Origin of the sequence: Bacillus sp. FDAARGOS_1420 (genome assembly GCF_019344915.1) — a bacterium.
Taxonomy (GTDB): Bacteria; Bacillota; Bacilli; order Bacillales; family Bacillaceae_G; genus Bacillus_A; species Bacillus_A mycoides.
Genome location: NZ_JAHWJB010000002.1, coordinates 317,037 through 332,580, shown reverse-complemented (window position 1 = coordinate 332,580; position 15,544 = coordinate 317,037). Strand labels below are relative to the sequence as shown.

Sequence of the window (15,544 nt, the reverse complement as noted above, 5' to 3'; positions counted from 1 at the left end):
CTTCTTTGGATTGCGCTCTCTCCCATAATTTACGAGAGAGGAGCACCTTTGATTTACTCATCCTTCAATCGGGAATTCTTGTTGTCCAGCATCTTCTGTTATTACCTGTTCTCCTTCGATTGGATCCACTTCAATAAACTCTGGTTCTTCTGTAATATCTTTTCGCACCACTTCATCTTGCTGGGCTTGTGTCTGAACTTCAATACTAATCGGTAAGTATTTAAACATGTAACGAACCACGGTTTTCTTTGCCATTTCTTCATAGTCGCTACTCCAAGGGCTATAGCTAGAATTAGCGGCAGCGGAACGTTTTCGACGTTTCTCAATTTCACTTTTCGGCATAAACTCCATTTGATACCCGCCATCTTTAAAATGAGCAACTGCATACGCTCCAATAAACGCGCCACGATCTCCATATGATGGCTTATGCTCCAATTTTGGATGTAACCCCAACTCATATTCGAATTCGTCATTTTTATGTACAGCATGGGCATAAATACTTTGAATATGACCAGACCGTCTTGCGAGGTCAACCATCCCCTTATACCCAATGATAAATGTCGCTTCACGCTTATACGGTAAGATGTAACAGTGTCCTAGTAATCCTGGTTCCAATCCTAGCTGTACGGCTTGCATCACAGCCCCCATAAGAGAAGGAACTGCACATTCGAGAAGCTTTGGATTCGTTCGAATTGTTGTTAAAGCAATGCGACTCATCCGGTTCATATCCATATGCTTAGGTAATACTTCTGCCATTCTTGGCGCCATTTTCTTCATGTATGCTTCTACTGTTTGTTCCGGTGTAACTGGCGCACTTTCTTTTCGATTTGTTAACTGATTTTTCAACTTTTCATTTGTAGCCATATCTAATCCACTCCCTATTTTTTATTTCACTGAAAACTTTCTTGATATAGTTTCGTTTGTATATTCTTTATGTAAATCAGGATGTTCTGTTTTGAATCGTTTGCTATCAAAACGATTACTTGTATAGGACTTCCATTTGATGGCGTAATTCTCTGTTGTCCCTTTCTCATGAGAACCTAATTTCGCTTTCAACTTGTTCTCATACTCTGCCTTTTGTTCTTTTAACACGCTGATTTCTCTTTCTACTTGCTCTCTCGCTTCAATAAGTAGCTCTTCTTGCTTTCCTAGACTGATAGAACTATCCTCAATAGATTCTGGATACATTTGCTTCAGTAATTGTGTAGATGCCTCTGAACCATCAAACATAGGCGGTTCACCTTTCTCAACATGATTCTGCCAAAAATCCCGTTCCATGTTGATAAGATACTGGATTATATCCTCATCCCGTTCGATCTGCTTATAGATAAATTTGTTACCGCCAATTAATACCGCAATCCACCATGCTTCATAACCTGTTACTGCCATATAGTGTTGACACTGGAGTAAGTACGCGACTGGTATCTCGTCGCCTTCCCACTCCTTTTTCAAATATTCTGAAGCTGATTTGCATTCAAGGCCCAATCGTTCTCCCACAATGAGCCTGTCCACATTTGCAAGCATCCAAGGATACTCAGGGTGCTGTAAGATGGCATTTCGGCGCTGTACTTTTAATCCTGTTCGTTTAGCAAACTCCTGGGCAACCACTTCTTCTAATACATTCCCAAAATAGGCAGCTTCACTTTGTATATCTTCTTGTTCAATAGCTTGCGTTTTCTCTAGAAACACCTGTACTTGCGACTTCCATTTGCTTAAGCAAGCAATGGCTGCCACATCAGAACCACCTAATCCTTGCTTACGCGCTTCTAACCATGCCCTACGATCCATATGTAATGTATTTGCCAATACTTTCGCCTGCATGTTTCTTTCACTCGCCTTCTATGGTATACTGACTTCACCTTAAATTTTATTGAGAACTCATTCCCGTGAGTTCTTTTTTTATTCTCCTGCCACAAACCGTGTGCCATGTCTCTCTAAAAATTTCTCATTACATTTCTCGCAAATAAGGTTCCCTTCAAATTCGTAATACGTCATGCCGAAATACAACTCACCGTCACAATCACTACAATAGTGTTCGAAGTCTTGTCTAGAGGAATCGTGCGGATTGCCTATGGTGTTTGGGTTTTCCAGCATTCAGCTACCCTCCTCAGAAAGCATAATATAATGCACCCTCTCCACAACATCGGCATTCACACCTACACTTCTCAAACGATGAACAATTCCTTTTATATGCATACGTTCCTCATCATGTTTCTCTTTCTTGCGATACAGCGCCGCCAATTCCCTTCGGGCTAATCGGGTTTCTTTGATCCAGATACAAAACTGATAAGGATCATTCTTTTGCAGAGCTTCAACTTGCTTCTTTTCACAATGCTGTAAAAATTCATCTAGTATTTGTTTCTTTTGTAAATCCTTTTGTAAAACTGATTTTGTCATGTTGGATTCCCTCTCTTCTTTACACGTAATAGCACTCATTTGGACACATTTACCAGTGTTCTTCATAACTAATTCGTGTTATATTACAAATTAATAAAATACTTTGACACCCAATCAATCTGTATTTTATTGGTTTACATTGACACCACCATTCTTATTACCCATAACCATTTGGTGTCAGAAAGCCCTTTATAGGGCTTTTTTATTTCTCAAACAGCTCGTCCACTGTTGTTTTGAAATATTTCGCTAGTTTTTGCGCTTCTTTTAGGGTGAAGTCACTTTTTCCGTGTTCCTTAGCAAAATATGTTCTCGGTGCAATATGAATTAAATTTGCCGCTTTCTCTTGTGTCATGCGTCGTTCTTTTCTGGCTATGTATAGGTTTTTGTGCATGGTATCGCTCCTTATAACATATCGATTTGTGAAATCCACTTAATTACAATTTTTTCACAATTAAACATAAGTTTCATCTACTGCAACATCAATCCCAAATTTTTTTTGTTGCTCCTGAAATATCAATGATGGGTCTTTTCCTAGAGCATCCGCAATTTTCACAGCGGTATCATAATAAATACGCATTTCCCAATTAATTATCTTATAGCAATGAGATTTAGAAACACCAATTATTTGAGCTAATTCGTGATATTTTAAGCCCGAAGCCTTAAATGCTTTTTGAAGTTCTGTTTGTTTTAATTTATTTCTCATAAAAACTCCCCTTTATGATGCTTATAAATACATTATATGTTTCAGTCAATGCAACTTCAAGTCTTTTTTCACAAAAAATTCAATCAATGCAACTTTTCTCTTTTTAAGTTTCTTATTAAGAAACCTTATGGTAAAATGAACATTAACAAAGATTACTGAAAGGGAGCCATTTTATGCACATGAAAGATCGTCTTAAACAAATTCGTATAGATAACAAAATGAGTCAAGAACAATTCGGAAAAGAAGTTGATTTAACAAAAGGTACTATTTCAAAATTTGAAAGTGGAAAAGCTTTTCCTAGTAGAGAAACCATCGAAAAAATAATCAAACGTTTTCAAGTTCCAGCCGATTATATTTATGGAAGCATTGAAAAAGATTTCACTATACAAAATGACAAATTAGAAAAATTCCAAGAAATCATGGAATGGTTGGCACCCCTGCCTAAAGAAAAAGAGGAAATGGCTTTAGAACAGATGCTTGCAATAGCTCAAGCCCTCAATAAACATCATAATAAAGTAGAAAAATAGCCCCCTTTTATGAGGAATGGCTATTTTTTTTAATCTCAGCTATGTATTCTTCTAATTTTTCAGGCTCAAATTCTACAACTGTATCTAAAAAAAACTGAATGATTTCTTCTTTTTCCATTTCGCAACCCCCAATGGTATTCATATAACATCCTCCTTAATGGTAAATACTAGGCGGAAAGATTTTACTGACTTATCACTTTACCTTTCCAATCCCTATAAATCAATAATGACACTTCCCTCAATAGGAAAGTGTCATTATTTAATCATCTTATTTTAATCTACTATAAACTTACTCATCCGCCACCAGGTCCTGGATCAACGTACTGCACTTTTATTTCTCTCTTATCAGCATTAATATTATAACCTATAAAAGAAGACGATACACCAAAAAACATTGCACCTGCCACTATAAAATTGAGCACCTTTCTCCACATATACAATTACACCCCTTTACTAGTATTATAACATGCCATCGCAAGTTCAGGTAACTGAACATAGAAATAGTCCTGAGCTTTATAAAAACTCTTTGTGGACTGAACAAAATATTTTTTCTCCCCAGTAGCTAACCCCATGTAATATAACTGGAAACTACTTAGATACCCATTTTTCTGTTCTAGCTCCTTTAATAGTGCAATGGCCATATCTAGCTTTCCTAATTTAATATATAAAAATGCGCGCTCAGCCAAATCTTTGATATCTTCAGGGTTTATGGTGTGTAAATCGATATTATGATATATTTTTATGAATAACAACGTATTTAAAATCTTCTTCTTTCTAATTTTGAACTTCTTGTTACTACATTCACCCAATACCTCAATGGCTTTATCTATATACATTTTAGCCGTGAAATAATCTGTAAGTGCATAGCTTTCTGCAAGTTTGCAATACGCAACTGCTTTAATACTATCATATGGATTATTGGAGTCATTTATTATATCAAAACACAACTCTTTTGCTCTCTCTACTTCGTTCCCATGAAGTGCAGTAAAGATTTGCATTTCTTTCACTTTAATATTGAATGAAACCTGCAATGTCTTACTACTAATTTTGCTTATCTCTGGAATTAATTTTTGTATATACTTTTCCATCATTTTATAATTTTTAAAACCTAAAAAAGCGTAAATCATTGCAAAATCAGATATTACATTAAATTCACAAACATCGCCTTTTTCTCCTTGCAAAATTTTCTTGACATTCTCAAAGAAATAATCTGTCGTTACAGTTTCTTCACTTCTCCAACGAAATTGCTCATATAATGGCGCTAATTTTTGAAGGGTACTTGTGATATCTGATTTATTAGTAAGTGCCCTGATATCCTCTATAATTAATTCCTGTAATTCATACTCGCCACACATATCTAAAACATCTAAAGCCAACAGCTTGTTCCTAGGTGTTAATTCAGGAATCATTCCTCTCACAAATTGTTTATGCAAATTTAACCCTTTGGGCTCATATAATTGAAGGGAACATACAAAATGCATAAAATCAAAACTTGATGCATTTGAAAAATAGTTGTTAATAGTTGTATGACTTATACCAAAGTGTTTAGCCAATTGGCGATTAGTAAGCCCCTTTTCTCTTAGTGATTCATTCATTTGTTTCAATTTAATCTTCATCCAATTCCTCCCCTCAAGACCATAAAAATCCATCATCATCCTATTTTCTCAACCTCTAAGCTGCACTACGAATGATAAATGTCTGTTAAACTAAGGAGGAACTCGTATGATGCAAGTGTTTGTCCTAAGGTAGCTAGGATGAACGGTGTGAGAGACTTTATGGGTGAGCCTCTTTCACACGCTCTGCAAGTTTTTATGCTTTAACTTATTCTTTTTTGTGATTATTCTGTCTAATCAACTAATAGAAACCCCTATACTGTATACATAATCAATGTTATCATGAACCCACATCCCATTCCATCCTCAAATATATTTCTCAATATAACTTTAAAGAAAAATCTTGAAATTATTCGACTACAGGTTCACATATTTCACATTCGTAATAAACATTGGTTCATTTTTAATTATATTCCACTCAAATCAATGTAAAAACCCGCCATTTTTTAATAATTACACCCAACCAATTTCAATTCACATTACAATATTACAAGAAATAAATGTCGAACTTTCTCAATATATGTCACACCATTGGTATGGTACTATTATTTTATCCTTACTTTATGTATCATACTGATTGGTGTCCCTAACCAATCTTTCCTCACTAACATTAGTGGGGATTTTTATTTTTTGAGTATTTTTGGATTTAAATATGCTACACTATTTTAAACTGCAATTTTATTTTCATGTAGGTAGTATGTTATTAAAATTAAAGTGGGTAAAGTCAAAGAGGGGCTCTCAATTTATTTTGAGAGCCTTTTCTTTTGGTAACAAACAAGTTATAATCTACTCAATAAATTGAATTATCACTCTTTATATATGCAGGAGGGATTCCCTATGGTGGTGTACAAAGATAAAGAACGAGGAACCTATTTCTTCGTTGTCAGAGTCCGTCAGTTTGATGGTACTCAAAAGCAAGTAAAACGTCGTGGGTTTAAAACGAAAAAGGAGGCACGTGAAGCTGAGGCAAAAATGTTGGTTGAAAAAGAAACAAACTCAAACTTAACGTTTGCTCAAGTTGCGGATAGTTATTTTGATTGGTATTGTCAGAGGAGAAAACCATCTTCCATAAACGTAATCAAGAATATTATCTATAATCATTTACTTGGTGAATTTGGGAAAATGAAAATAGATCAAATCACCGCTAAGCACGTTATGCATTATCAGAATAAAATTATTCATACATATTCAGCTGATTCTTTAAAAAAAATCCATACCGTACTCTCCTCTATATTTAATTTTTCAACCAAGTTCCATGGCTTAACTCGTAATCCAGCGCGTATTGCAGGGAACTTTGAACTAGAATCAAATAAAAGAATGAATTTTTGGGAATTCAATGAATTTCAATGTTTTATAAAAGTAGTGGATGATCCACTATATCGTGCTTTTTTCTCAACACTTTATTATAGCGGAGCTAGAAAAGGTGAACTTTTAGCTTTAACTTGGGAAGATGTTGATTTTAATACAAAAAGTATTAAAATTGATAAGACTGAGTATAAAAGACAAATTACAAAACCAAAAACTAAAGCGGCAAATAGAAACATTCTGTTACCTTCACTCGTCATGGGTTTATTGAAAGATTTAAAAGAGCATGCTACATTAAAAGCAGCTGTAAAAAGTGATTATGTTGTATTTGGCGAATTTTATAATAGTATCGCTACTACTACACTCGATTCAAAATATAATAAATATGTGACTACTGCTGGGACAAAAAGAATTTTACTTCATGAATTTAGGCATTCGCATGCATCTTATTTAATAAATAAAGGAGTTAGTCCACTTGTAGTTGCCCAACGCCTTGGACATTCAAATATTTCTACAACTTTAAATATATATAGTCATTTATACCCATCAAAGCAGGCGGAAGTAATTACATTTATAGAGGAAGACTTATCAAAGCTGTGACCAAATCGTTACTTCATACTCTAAAATACCTATTATAACTGCTTTAGGGTACACCTTTTTCGTATATTCATAACAACACAAATATTCCAAACTATTGGTATATAAATATCTTTATCTATCTATTCATATAAACATCTTATCTTTTCAATAGCGAATTTAAAACAAGTTGCACAGCAACAGCGTCATCTAAATAACCGATAGGAAAAATGTAATCTGGAATCACATCGACTGATAGAATAAAATAGATGAGAGCACTTCCCATTAAAGCTAGTTCTACAGGTGTCCCCTTCTTTTTCGTAAATCTCTCATACAATTCTTTCAGATCATTAATGAATGGTCCAATACTGCTTACCTTCTGAATCTTCTCGGTAAACCCCTTTTCAATCGTTTCTTGTCCTTCTTCTGTTTGCGAATATTGTTCGTAATTAGCCAATTGTTGCTCTACATTCGCGATACTAAACTTTTGATCATATAACTGTGAAGATTCAAGTAAATGCTCAATGTTATTAATAGATACATGAATATCAGATTGTTCTTCCTGCTTTGTTCCAATAGAATAACCTGCCGCCACAAACAAATCTGCGATCGGAATACCGAGGCAATCTGCAAACTTTTGCAAATGCTTTGGATTTGCTTTTCGCTTACCATTTATAATCATTGAAATAGTAGCAGTATCAATTCCAGTAAGCGCGCTCAGTTTTCGCATCGATAAAGATTTTTCCTTCAATAATTCTTTTAATAACAACCCAAGATTACTTCTTTCAGTTCCTTCAGACATATTCCATTCCCCTCTATTCATGAGAATAATCATAGTTGTCACATGCAAAATAACTACAACTTCTATACAATTATATTAACAAATTTTTTTGCCAAGTTACAAGATGGGGATTCGTAATATATGTTTACATTTTGTAAACATATATTACGAATCATAAAATAAAGCCATCTCAAAAAATCGAAATTTTTTAAGACGGCTTTTTCTGCGTAGTTTAATAGAGCAACTTATTGCAACCACTTTCTCAATAAAAAAAATATGCTACTACAAACAATATAAGAACTAATAAAAGTGAAAAATGCAACTAGAAATGAATGGTGCAAGGAAAAAGTTAGCACTGTTAATAACGAAGACAAAAAGAATAAATCTAATAAAATAAAATATCCTGAACTTAAAACACTTTCTACTAATTGTAATTCAGCCTCAAGTTCAGAGTACTTCAACCTTTTATAAAGTAATCTCACTTTCGCTCACCTTCTATTCATCTGATGTTAAAAATATCATTCCTTTCTCTTTCTATAAAGTGAAACTTTAATCAGTGGAGGTTATGATCATCCCTGCTGATTATAAGCCCGCAAATAGCGGGATAAATCAATCAAAAAACGCAGCAAACGCAATAATTAATAGTAACGTTCCGCTAATCAATGTTCCAAATTGTCCTAAAGTAAATTTCCCAATACGAACGTGAGCTATCTTTCTTCCTAATGCAACTCCGCCCCAAACTGTTATGAAACTACCAATTGCCGCAGCAACACATATCGCTATCGGATTCAAACCGAATAAACCAGCACCTAATCCGTTCGTTAATGCATTAGCAGACAGACCAATGCCAAGAAAGATGGATTCTACAAATCCGATTCCTCCAGATTCACCTATATTTTTCGTTAAACCATTTATTTCTGTAGATGCCACTTCACCTTCTGCACCTTCAGCTACCACCTTACGAGGAATTGCTAATAATACAATTCGAAGACCAATGACAACTAATAAGAAAGAACCAATGACTACTGGCATAATCCCAGGCAAAATTTTCGAAAGCCATAACCCAAAATAAATCCCGGCCACACTAAACAAAAAGCAAATAACCGAAATGATAAGATTGGAAAAATGACTAATTCGTATGTTGCGAATGCCGTAAGAAATTCCCACTCCTAAGTTATCAATGCTTGATGAAAATGTCAGTGCTAATACCATCATCCATGCTGTCATTTAATTCATTCACTCCTCCGCGCAAAATGTATTTCTGAATATTAAGATAATTTATCTGACATACATTGTATGGAATATGAATAAGGGAGATACAAACTCCCTATATTCCTTCCACTTAATCCCCCTCCTCGCTTAAAAGCGAGGAAGAGTGAACCATTTCATTACATTCATACGATTTGCTTTTCCTTTTTCACGAACAGAGTGAAAAATTTCACCAGTGAAAGATCCCATTTTCGTAGCAACCTCTTTTTGCATCGCTTTATTTTCTGATGCCGCTTTTACACTTAAATCTAACGCCTGCTCAAAATGCTCTAACGCTTTTTCCAAATGATAATCTACATCTTTTTCTACAGCTTTATGCATCATGCTTAATCTCCTCCTCTTCATCTTGCGCTTGTTCAGCTGCCGCTTCTATAATTTCTTGTTCATCAGTTGTGTCATCTTCCACATAAGAAAGTTCTTTTTCAAATTGCTTTTGCATCCTATCCATTTTCGCTTCCACAATAATATCTTCTACTTCTTCTTTAATTGTTTCAAAAGTAGACTTCACACCTCTTGCTCCTGATTCAACAAGCGGACGAAGTGTATTTCTTACGACAGGTAATAAAGCCGCACTCGCTAACGCTAAAGTAGATCCAATAACAACTTTTCGTATCATTTTCATTGCTCCTTTACACTGTTTTTAATAATGCAGATTCAGAAACTATCGGCTTTACTAGATTATTATTCTTATATGAAACTAAATTAATAATAGGCTTCGAAATTTTAGATACTGTACCCGCTACAAGAAGAACAGGTATCCATTGCGCCAGTGTTAACGGAACGGTATGGAATATACGAGCTAACGGCGGTACATATATAGCTGATAACAATACGAGCCAAGACGTTCCTAACGCTGCAATAAAGAAACGGTCTTTTGACCAATCACGAATTGTTTCTTCTGATCCCTCTTGTCTCCAGGAGAAAGTTTGAATGAGCTGTCCGGCAACTAAAGCCGCAAACGCTGATGTTTGCGCTACTGGAAGAGGTACTCCAGCCGCTAAACTAATACCAAATACAGCGAGCGAACCTACCCCAAGCAATACTCCTCTTGTCACAACTTTTTTATACAATTCTTTATCAACAATATCTTGGCGTTTCGTTTGCTTCGTTTTGTTTCCAGGGTTTACAGCTAAAATCATCGCTGGTAAAGCATCGGTAATAAGATTCATTAATAAAATTTGAATTGGTACTAACGGAATCGGCATTCCTGCAATAACAGCCGCACTCGTCACTAATACTTCCGCTAAATTGCCCGTTAATAAACAACCAACTGCTTTGCGAATGTTTCCGATGATCGTTCTACCTTCTTTTACCCCTTCAACGATTGAACCAAAATGATCCTTTTTCAAAATTAAATCAGCAACTTCTTTCGTTACTTCTGTTCCAGTTTGCCCCATCGCAATACCAACATTCGCCTTTTTTATAGCCGGTGTATCATTTACACCATCTCCAGTCATAGCGACGATTTGACCGTCAGCTTGGAATGCAGTTACAATTCGTAATTTGTGAGCCGGGGTCACACGAGCAAAAACAGATGTACTTTTTACAACTTCTTTTAATTCCTCATCTGTCATGTTATCAATTTCTAATCCCGTTAAAACACGATCTTCACGATTCCAAATTCCAGTTTGTTTCGCAATAGAAATCGCTGTAGTCGGATGATCTCCCGTAATCATTACTGGCTTCACACCTAACTCAATCGCTTCATGAATACTCTCCTCCACTTCAGGTTTCGGCGGATCAACCATACCGACTAACCCAACAAAAATAAGATCATCATTTTCGTTAGCACTGTACGCAAAACCTAATACTCGTAATGCCTGTTCCGCAAATTTTTCATTTTGTTGTAAAACGACTTCTTTTTCCTTATCACATAACGGATATATTTGACCGTTATCTTGATACCATTTACAACGAGGAAGAATTGCCTCTACAGAACCTTTCGAGAACTTATACAACTCTTCGTCGTTACTCTCTTTACAAACAACACTCATAATTTTCGTCTCAGAATCAAACGGTTCTTCATGATGGCGTTCAAATGACGCCATATCTTCATGCAGCACACCCGCTTTAGAAGCTAAACTTAATAAAGCTCCTTCAGTCGGATCACCTTTCACAACCCATAGGTCATCTTCCTGCTCTAATTTACTATTGTTACAAAGGACACCAATTTGAAGAATGCGAGCTAAATCAGGATTTTCTAGCGGCATATTTTCCGTTTCATGATAAATAGCATCTTCTACATCCATATCTACAGAAGCAGCAACTTTAGATGAAGTTACATCCGCAATTGTCCCTACTGGTTCATACCCATTACCCGTTACACTCCATAAACGATTTGGCGTAGCAATTACTTTAACAGTCATTTCATTTTTCGTAAGAGTTCCCGTTTTATCAGAACAAATAACCGTTGTTCTACCAAGCGTTTCTAAACTTGAAAGCTTCCGAACGAGCGCATTTTGCTTTTGCATACGGAATATACCCGCACTTAAAGCAATCGTAATCATAATTGGCAAGCCTTCTGGAACAGCAGAAGCAGTAAGAGCAACCGACGTTGTAATCATTTGCGTAATTGGCAGTCCCCTAATTAGACCCGCTACAAGCACAAGACCACCAGCTACAAATGCCCCTTTAATAAATGTTTTACTAATAGATGTCACCTTTTGCTGTAATGGCGTAGGCTCTGTTTCCTCCCCTTTCATTAAGGAGATCATATAGCCCATCTCTGTACGCATACCTGTTTCCACTACGATTGCCACCACTTTACCGCGTGTTACGGACGTCCCCATAAAGAGCATATTGTTTCGCTCTGCTAACGAACATTCTTCTAGCATAGTGTCAGCTTTCTTTTCAACTGGAAGTGATTCTCCCGTTAACATCGCTTCATTAATTTCTAAGTTCCAAGAGTTAACAACGCGAAGATCAGCAGGTACACGGTCTCCCGCTTCCAGGCAGACGATATCCCCAGGAACGAGTTCACTACTTGATATTTCTATTTCTGCTTCTTCTCGTATTACTTTACAAACAGGAGCTCGGAATTGATTTAAAGCCTCAACTACCTTTTCCGCCTTCCGCTCTTGAAGCGTCCCAATTATTGCATTTACAACGAGAATTGTCCCCATCGCTAATCCATCGAACCAACCACCAGATATAACAGATAATCCGGCTGCTCCGAGTAAAATAAGCGATGTAAATTCTTTAAATTGACCCATAAACGATACAATCCAAGGAACTGACGGTTTCGGTTCAATTTGGTTCATTCCGTATTCTTCTTTTCGCATATTTACTTGTGCATCACTTAATCCATATTGCTTCTCAACTTGTAATCTATTCATCACTTTTTCTTGATTAAATGTATACCATGGAATTTGATCTTGTTTAGCAGGAATCACTTTTGACTGAGAAGAATCCATTTTCGACAATTCTCCATAGGAAAATATCTTCTCACTCATTCTTTTCGCCCTAGATAAGAACGTTAACGATAAAGCATTTGCAAATAAGGCGATTACAGGTGCTGTGAATATAGACCAAACTGCTAACATCTCTCCCACCACATTCCACACTTTCGCTGCGCGGAAATGCTCATTCACCAACATATTGATTCGGTTTGCATACGCTGTAGATTGAGAGATATTTTTTATTTCTTCAAATGATATAGACGAAAAATCGGTATTTTGATCAGTTGCAAATAATACCTCTTCTCCATTTGAACGAAGCAATTCCACCCGTTTGGTAGCATCACCCTGCTGCCAGCTATCATCCACACCGTATTGAGAAAGAATGTTACGATTTACATGTAAACTATTTTGCAAAACGCCTATACTCCACTTATTTTTACGTAACCCATTGACTACTTCTTTGAGTTCAGGAATAATGGTAACCTTCGATCCAACTAATAGACCGCAGCATTTTTTATTTTTAGCGACGAACTGAACTTGAAAACCTTCTTTTTCAAGTCTCTTCGCTTCCAGCTCATACGCACTTATATCTACACCATTTCGCTCGGCAAAATCTTTACTTCCGAAAAAGGAAGTTATCCCTTGAATTTCACCTTTTATCCCTTCATTCTCTACTTGAACTTCAAACGCCTTTCTTAACGTTCTTCCAGTTTTCGCCGCCTGTTGCACGACTTCTTCTTTCCAAACATGCTCACTTTTTTCAATAAGAGAAGCGGCTGTGCACCAAACTTGCCCGTCATTTTCATCTTGTGAAATACAACTCATTCCCTCTGCTGAGACCTGGAATATACGAGATGTATCATCCAATACTATCGTTTTTGTCCGAGATAATTGCGATAACGACCCACCACTCGGAATGACATATCCTCTTTCTCTTGCAACAAGATCACCTTGTCGCCACGCATATTCTGCCGATGAGACAGCTGGTTTGGGATTAGCCGCTAATAAAACTGCCATTCCGCGCAAAGGATTTCTAGTGAAAGCCCAAGTTGCTCCACCAAAAATCATTCCCCATTTTGATTGTTTTTCACTATAGGCTTTAATCTCCGGGGAAAGGAGATTTTCTTTATACGCCTCATTTTCTTCGTTTATGTTTGCTTGACTACGCTTCCAGTTTAAGTAGTTTAATAGACTAAGACCGGCAAGCACGACAATATTCTCCCGTGCGAGCGCAAGTGCAAGTGTTCCTACACCAAGCACAAGATCAGAATTCACCTTTTTGCTAGCAACCATTTTTTTGAATCCTCGCTTCAAGAACGGATAACCCGTCACAACAGATAAAGCTCCGGATACATAAAAAAGACCAGGACTTCTAGCTAAGGCAGATCTCCCCATAAATAATTGTTTTATGCCGAAAGCACCTAACCCAACAACTGAAAGTGCTAACGGTAACGGCACACCTTCATCCTTTTTGCTATGAACCGTGTCATTATTACGAGAAACTACACTAGATGAATAATCTATTAATTCCTTCTTTTCTTCACTGCTATTTGTACTAGTTTTCTTTCGCTTGGTCACTTGTTCTTCTATAAGTTGAATTATTTTGCAAATGTTATGTAGAGAGGTCTTGTTGATATCGTAAGTAATAAGGGCTCTTCCTGTAGAAATTGAGGGACTTACTTGATAAATACCTTCCGCTTGACTAAATCGGTCTAATATCGAGTTCGCCATGTTCTTGTTGTATTTTAGCTTGTAAATTTCAATTCGAATCCTTCCAGGTAACGATCGTATAAATCTCGTTTTTAATGATTTACTTTGCATCATCATCCTCCTTATCGTCTTGAAGGAAGTAAAAAGGGTTATTGCTCATGTGGTACTTAAGGACTAACGGGCAAATTTTCATAATCTATATTTTGCTCAGAATGATACGCATTTACACGAGAAACCCATTTTTCCTGGAATTTAGAAATTGTATTTGGAACAGCTTCTACCGCTCCTAAAATTGGCGATACTGTTCTCACAGCCACTTTACGTGCCGCTTCTTTCACTTTTGGTAAAGCTTCTTCCATTTCTGAACCAGCACTTTGAATTTGTTCTTTCGCACCAAGAAAAGCTGATACTGTTTTTACTGCTAGTTTTCGTAATCCTTTCCTTGCTTTTGGTGATGCCAATATAACCGCTGCTACCCCAATCGCTATACCAATTGGAGATTTCATAAATCGAAACATATTCATTTCTCCTCACTTAAAGTTATTTCGAATCTTTAAAACGAACAATTCATATACAATTAAGTAACCTTGTAAACCATTTCATCACATCCCTTATTTTGTAAAAAGTATATAAAGAGTATATATTTTTGTTTGTGTTATTTCAACAATTTATTAGTTTTTTGTAAATTTTATGTTAATTCTGAAGATTATTTTGTAAATACTTCTATTTCTACGTAATGGGATAAGTAATATATTCCATAAACTTTTCTTACTCAATTGTTGAGATTTTGTTGAGAATTCATTTTGTATTTTTACAAATTATAAACAAGGACATGCACTTTTACGAAACAACTTTTATATACTATAAAAAACACTATAAGGAGTGATTTTCATGAGCTTATCCTACTGGAAATACGCTATCCTCAATCACATCACTGTAAATTTCCGCACCTTCTTATTCAATATTACTGTCGCTATTTTAGGTGAAATCGCAATCTTTCTTGTCCTAAGTTTTATTCCAAAAAGACTTCATAAATTTTTCGCATAAAAAAGCCTGAGTTCCTATTGATGTAGAACTCAGGCCACTTAGTTTTACTAAGTAAAAGGAAATTATTACACTTATCGTTTTTGCTATATAGTGAAATTTATACATATAATTTATTCGCATTTGCGCTCATGTATACCCCATCTAGTATTATAGAAAATATATCAACGATTTTTTTAAATATACCGATCGTTTCCTTCTATTATATCGACTTTTCGACA

General features: G+C 35.9%; 18 protein-coding genes. 2 read left to right on the top strand and 16 right to left on the bottom strand.

Annotated features, from left to right (window positions below):
* Positions 1 to 57: 57 nt before the first annotated feature.
* The 6 genes from recT to I6L50_RS11905 all read right to left on the bottom strand — a co-directional run bounded on the left by recT (position 58) and on the right by I6L50_RS11905 (position 3,100).
* Entirely contained in the window at positions 58 to 864 is an 807-nt protein-coding gene (gene recT, locus I6L50_RS11930) for a recombination protein RecT (RefSeq protein WP_219301648.1), read from the bottom strand.
* 21 nt (positions 865 to 885) lie between these two features.
* On the bottom strand, positions 886 to 1,821 hold the full coding sequence (locus I6L50_RS11925; RefSeq protein ID WP_219301646.1) for a YqaJ viral recombinase family nuclease: 936 nt from the start codon (positions 1,819 to 1,821) through the stop codon (positions 886 to 888).
* A gap of 78 nt (positions 1,822 to 1,899) precedes the next feature.
* Positions 1,900 to 2,094 carry a hypothetical protein gene (locus I6L50_RS11920; RefSeq protein ID WP_219301644.1) on the bottom strand — a complete coding sequence of 65 codons (195 nt, stop codon included), beginning with the start codon at positions 2,092 to 2,094 and terminating at the stop codon, positions 1,900 to 1,902.
* Positions 2,095 to 2,397: a hypothetical protein gene (locus I6L50_RS11915; protein ID WP_219301642.1), complete on the bottom strand. Its 303-nt coding sequence runs from the start codon at positions 2,395 to 2,397 to the stop codon at positions 2,095 to 2,097.
* 202 nt (positions 2,398 to 2,599) lie between these two features.
* The gene (locus tag I6L50_RS11910) at positions 2,600 to 2,788 is read right to left on the bottom strand and encodes a helix-turn-helix transcriptional regulator (RefSeq protein WP_098873007.1); all 189 of its coding nucleotides are present in this window, start codon (positions 2,786 to 2,788) and stop codon (positions 2,600 to 2,602) included.
* A gap of 60 nt (positions 2,789 to 2,848) precedes the next feature.
* Positions 2,849 to 3,100, bottom strand: a complete 252-nt coding sequence (locus tag I6L50_RS11905) for a helix-turn-helix domain-containing protein (protein WP_219300536.1) — start codon at positions 3,098 to 3,100, stop codon at positions 2,849 to 2,851.
* Between the two features lie 173 nt (positions 3,101 to 3,273).
* Between I6L50_RS11905 and I6L50_RS11900 the strand changes: the two genes are divergently transcribed.
* Positions 3,274 to 3,627, top strand: a complete 354-nt coding sequence (locus tag I6L50_RS11900) for a helix-turn-helix domain-containing protein (protein ID WP_219301641.1) — start codon at positions 3,274 to 3,276, stop codon at positions 3,625 to 3,627.
* Positions 3,628 to 3,634: 7 nt separating this feature from the next.
* Here the strand turns inward: I6L50_RS11900 and I6L50_RS34830 are convergent, their stop codons facing one another.
* From I6L50_RS34830 to I6L50_RS11890, 3 genes are all read right to left on the bottom strand, one after another.
* Positions 3,635 to 3,769 carry a hypothetical protein gene (locus tag I6L50_RS34830; protein ID WP_257475386.1) on the bottom strand — a complete coding sequence of 45 codons (135 nt, stop codon included), beginning with the start codon at positions 3,767 to 3,769 and terminating at the stop codon, positions 3,635 to 3,637.
* Positions 3,770 to 3,920: 151 nt separating this feature from the next.
* Complete coding sequence (locus I6L50_RS11895) at positions 3,921 to 4,061, bottom strand: hypothetical protein (protein ID WP_219301639.1); 141 nt, start codon at positions 4,059 to 4,061, stop codon at positions 3,921 to 3,923.
* Between the two features lie 6 nt (positions 4,062 to 4,067).
* On the bottom strand, positions 4,068 to 5,243 hold the full coding sequence (locus I6L50_RS11890; RefSeq protein WP_219301637.1) for an AimR family lysis-lysogeny pheromone receptor: 1,176 nt from the start codon (positions 5,241 to 5,243) through the stop codon (positions 4,068 to 4,070).
* Positions 5,244 to 6,077: 834 nt separating this feature from the next.
* Between I6L50_RS11890 and I6L50_RS11885 the strand changes: the two genes are divergently transcribed.
* On the top strand, positions 6,078 to 7,145 hold the full coding sequence (locus tag I6L50_RS11885) for a tyrosine-type recombinase/integrase (protein ID WP_219301635.1): 1,068 nt from the start codon (positions 6,078 to 6,080) through the stop codon (positions 7,143 to 7,145).
* A 136-nt stretch (positions 7,146 to 7,281) separates the two neighbouring features.
* Here the strand turns inward: I6L50_RS11885 and I6L50_RS11880 are convergent, their stop codons facing one another.
* From I6L50_RS11880 to I6L50_RS11850, 7 genes are all read right to left on the bottom strand, one after another.
* Entirely contained in the window at positions 7,282 to 7,923 is a 642-nt protein-coding gene (locus tag I6L50_RS11880; protein ID WP_002087007.1) for a helix-turn-helix domain-containing protein, read from the bottom strand.
* Between the two features lie 224 nt (positions 7,924 to 8,147).
* A complete protein-coding gene (locus tag I6L50_RS11875; protein WP_002087009.1) occupies positions 8,148 to 8,384 on the bottom strand; it encodes a hypothetical protein in 237 nt (78 codons plus the stop codon).
* 127 nt (positions 8,385 to 8,511) lie between these two features.
* The gene (gene ytaF, locus I6L50_RS11870) at positions 8,512 to 9,129 is read right to left on the bottom strand and encodes a sporulation membrane protein YtaF (RefSeq protein ID WP_002087010.1); all 618 of its coding nucleotides are present in this window, start codon (positions 9,127 to 9,129) and stop codon (positions 8,512 to 8,514) included.
* 132 nt (positions 9,130 to 9,261) lie between these two features.
* Positions 9,262 to 9,495 carry a hypothetical protein gene (locus I6L50_RS11865; RefSeq protein WP_002087011.1) on the bottom strand — a complete coding sequence of 78 codons (234 nt, stop codon included), beginning with the start codon at positions 9,493 to 9,495 and terminating at the stop codon, positions 9,262 to 9,264.
* Entirely contained in the window at positions 9,485 to 9,787 is a 303-nt protein-coding gene (locus I6L50_RS11860) for a hypothetical protein (protein WP_002087012.1), read from the bottom strand. The genes I6L50_RS11865 and I6L50_RS11860 overlap by 11 nt, the downstream gene beginning before the upstream one ends.
* A gap of 13 nt (positions 9,788 to 9,800) precedes the next feature.
* Entirely contained in the window at positions 9,801 to 14,390 is a 4,590-nt protein-coding gene (locus I6L50_RS11855; protein WP_219301633.1) for a cation-translocating P-type ATPase, read from the bottom strand.
* A gap of 56 nt (positions 14,391 to 14,446) precedes the next feature.
* Positions 14,447 to 14,797, bottom strand: a complete 351-nt coding sequence (locus I6L50_RS11850; protein ID WP_002087015.1) for a YtxH domain-containing protein — start codon at positions 14,795 to 14,797, stop codon at positions 14,447 to 14,449.
* Positions 14,798 to 15,544 lie beyond the last annotated feature (747 nt).

Bases quoted from the DNA above. Each gene is read 5' to 3' on its own strand.
- recT (WP_219301648.1), bottom strand. From the start codon at position 864: ATGGCTACAAATGAAAAGTTGAAAAATCAGTTAACAAATCGAAAAGAA.
- I6L50_RS11925 (WP_219301646.1), bottom strand. From the start codon at position 1,821: ATGCAGGCGAAAGTATTGGCAAATACATTACATATGGATCGTAGGGCA.
- I6L50_RS11920 (WP_219301644.1), bottom strand. From the start codon at position 2,094: ATGCTGGAAAACCCAAACACCATAGGCAATCCGCACGATTCCTCTAGA.
- I6L50_RS11915 (WP_219301642.1), bottom strand. From the start codon at position 2,397: ATGACAAAATCAGTTTTACAAAAGGATTTACAAAAGAAACAAATACTA.
- I6L50_RS11910 (WP_098873007.1), bottom strand. From the start codon at position 2,788: ATGCACAAAAACCTATACATAGCCAGAAAAGAACGACGCATGACACAA.
- I6L50_RS11905 (WP_219300536.1), bottom strand. From the start codon at position 3,100: ATGAGAAATAAATTAAAACAAACAGAACTTCAAAAAGCATTTAAGGCT.
- I6L50_RS11900 (WP_219301641.1), top strand. From the start codon at position 3,274: ATGCACATGAAAGATCGTCTTAAACAAATTCGTATAGATAACAAAATG.
- I6L50_RS34830 (WP_257475386.1), bottom strand. From the start codon at position 3,769: ATGAATACCATTGGGGGTTGCGAAATGGAAAAAGAAGAAATCATTCAG.
- I6L50_RS11895 (WP_219301639.1), bottom strand. From the start codon at position 4,061: ATGTGGAGAAAGGTGCTCAATTTTATAGTGGCAGGTGCAATGTTTTTT.
- I6L50_RS11890 (WP_219301637.1), bottom strand. From the start codon at position 5,243: ATGAAGATTAAATTGAAACAAATGAATGAATCACTAAGAGAAAAGGGG.
- I6L50_RS11885 (WP_219301635.1), top strand. From the start codon at position 6,078: ATGGTGGTGTACAAAGATAAAGAACGAGGAACCTATTTCTTCGTTGTC.
- I6L50_RS11880 (WP_002087007.1), bottom strand. From the start codon at position 7,923: ATGTCTGAAGGAACTGAAAGAAGTAATCTTGGGTTGTTATTAAAAGAA.
- ytaF (WP_002087010.1), bottom strand. From the start codon at position 9,129: ATGACAGCATGGATGATGGTATTAGCACTGACATTTTCATCAAGCATT.
- I6L50_RS11865 (WP_002087011.1), bottom strand. From the start codon at position 9,495: ATGATGCATAAAGCTGTAGAAAAAGATGTAGATTATCATTTGGAAAAA.
- I6L50_RS11860 (WP_002087012.1), bottom strand. From the start codon at position 9,787: ATGATACGAAAAGTTGTTATTGGATCTACTTTAGCGTTAGCGAGTGCG.
- I6L50_RS11855 (WP_219301633.1), bottom strand. From the start codon at position 14,390: ATGCAAAGTAAATCATTAAAAACGAGATTTATACGATCGTTACCTGGA.
- I6L50_RS11850 (WP_002087015.1), bottom strand. From the start codon at position 14,797: ATGTTTCGATTTATGAAATCTCCAATTGGTATAGCGATTGGGGTAGCA.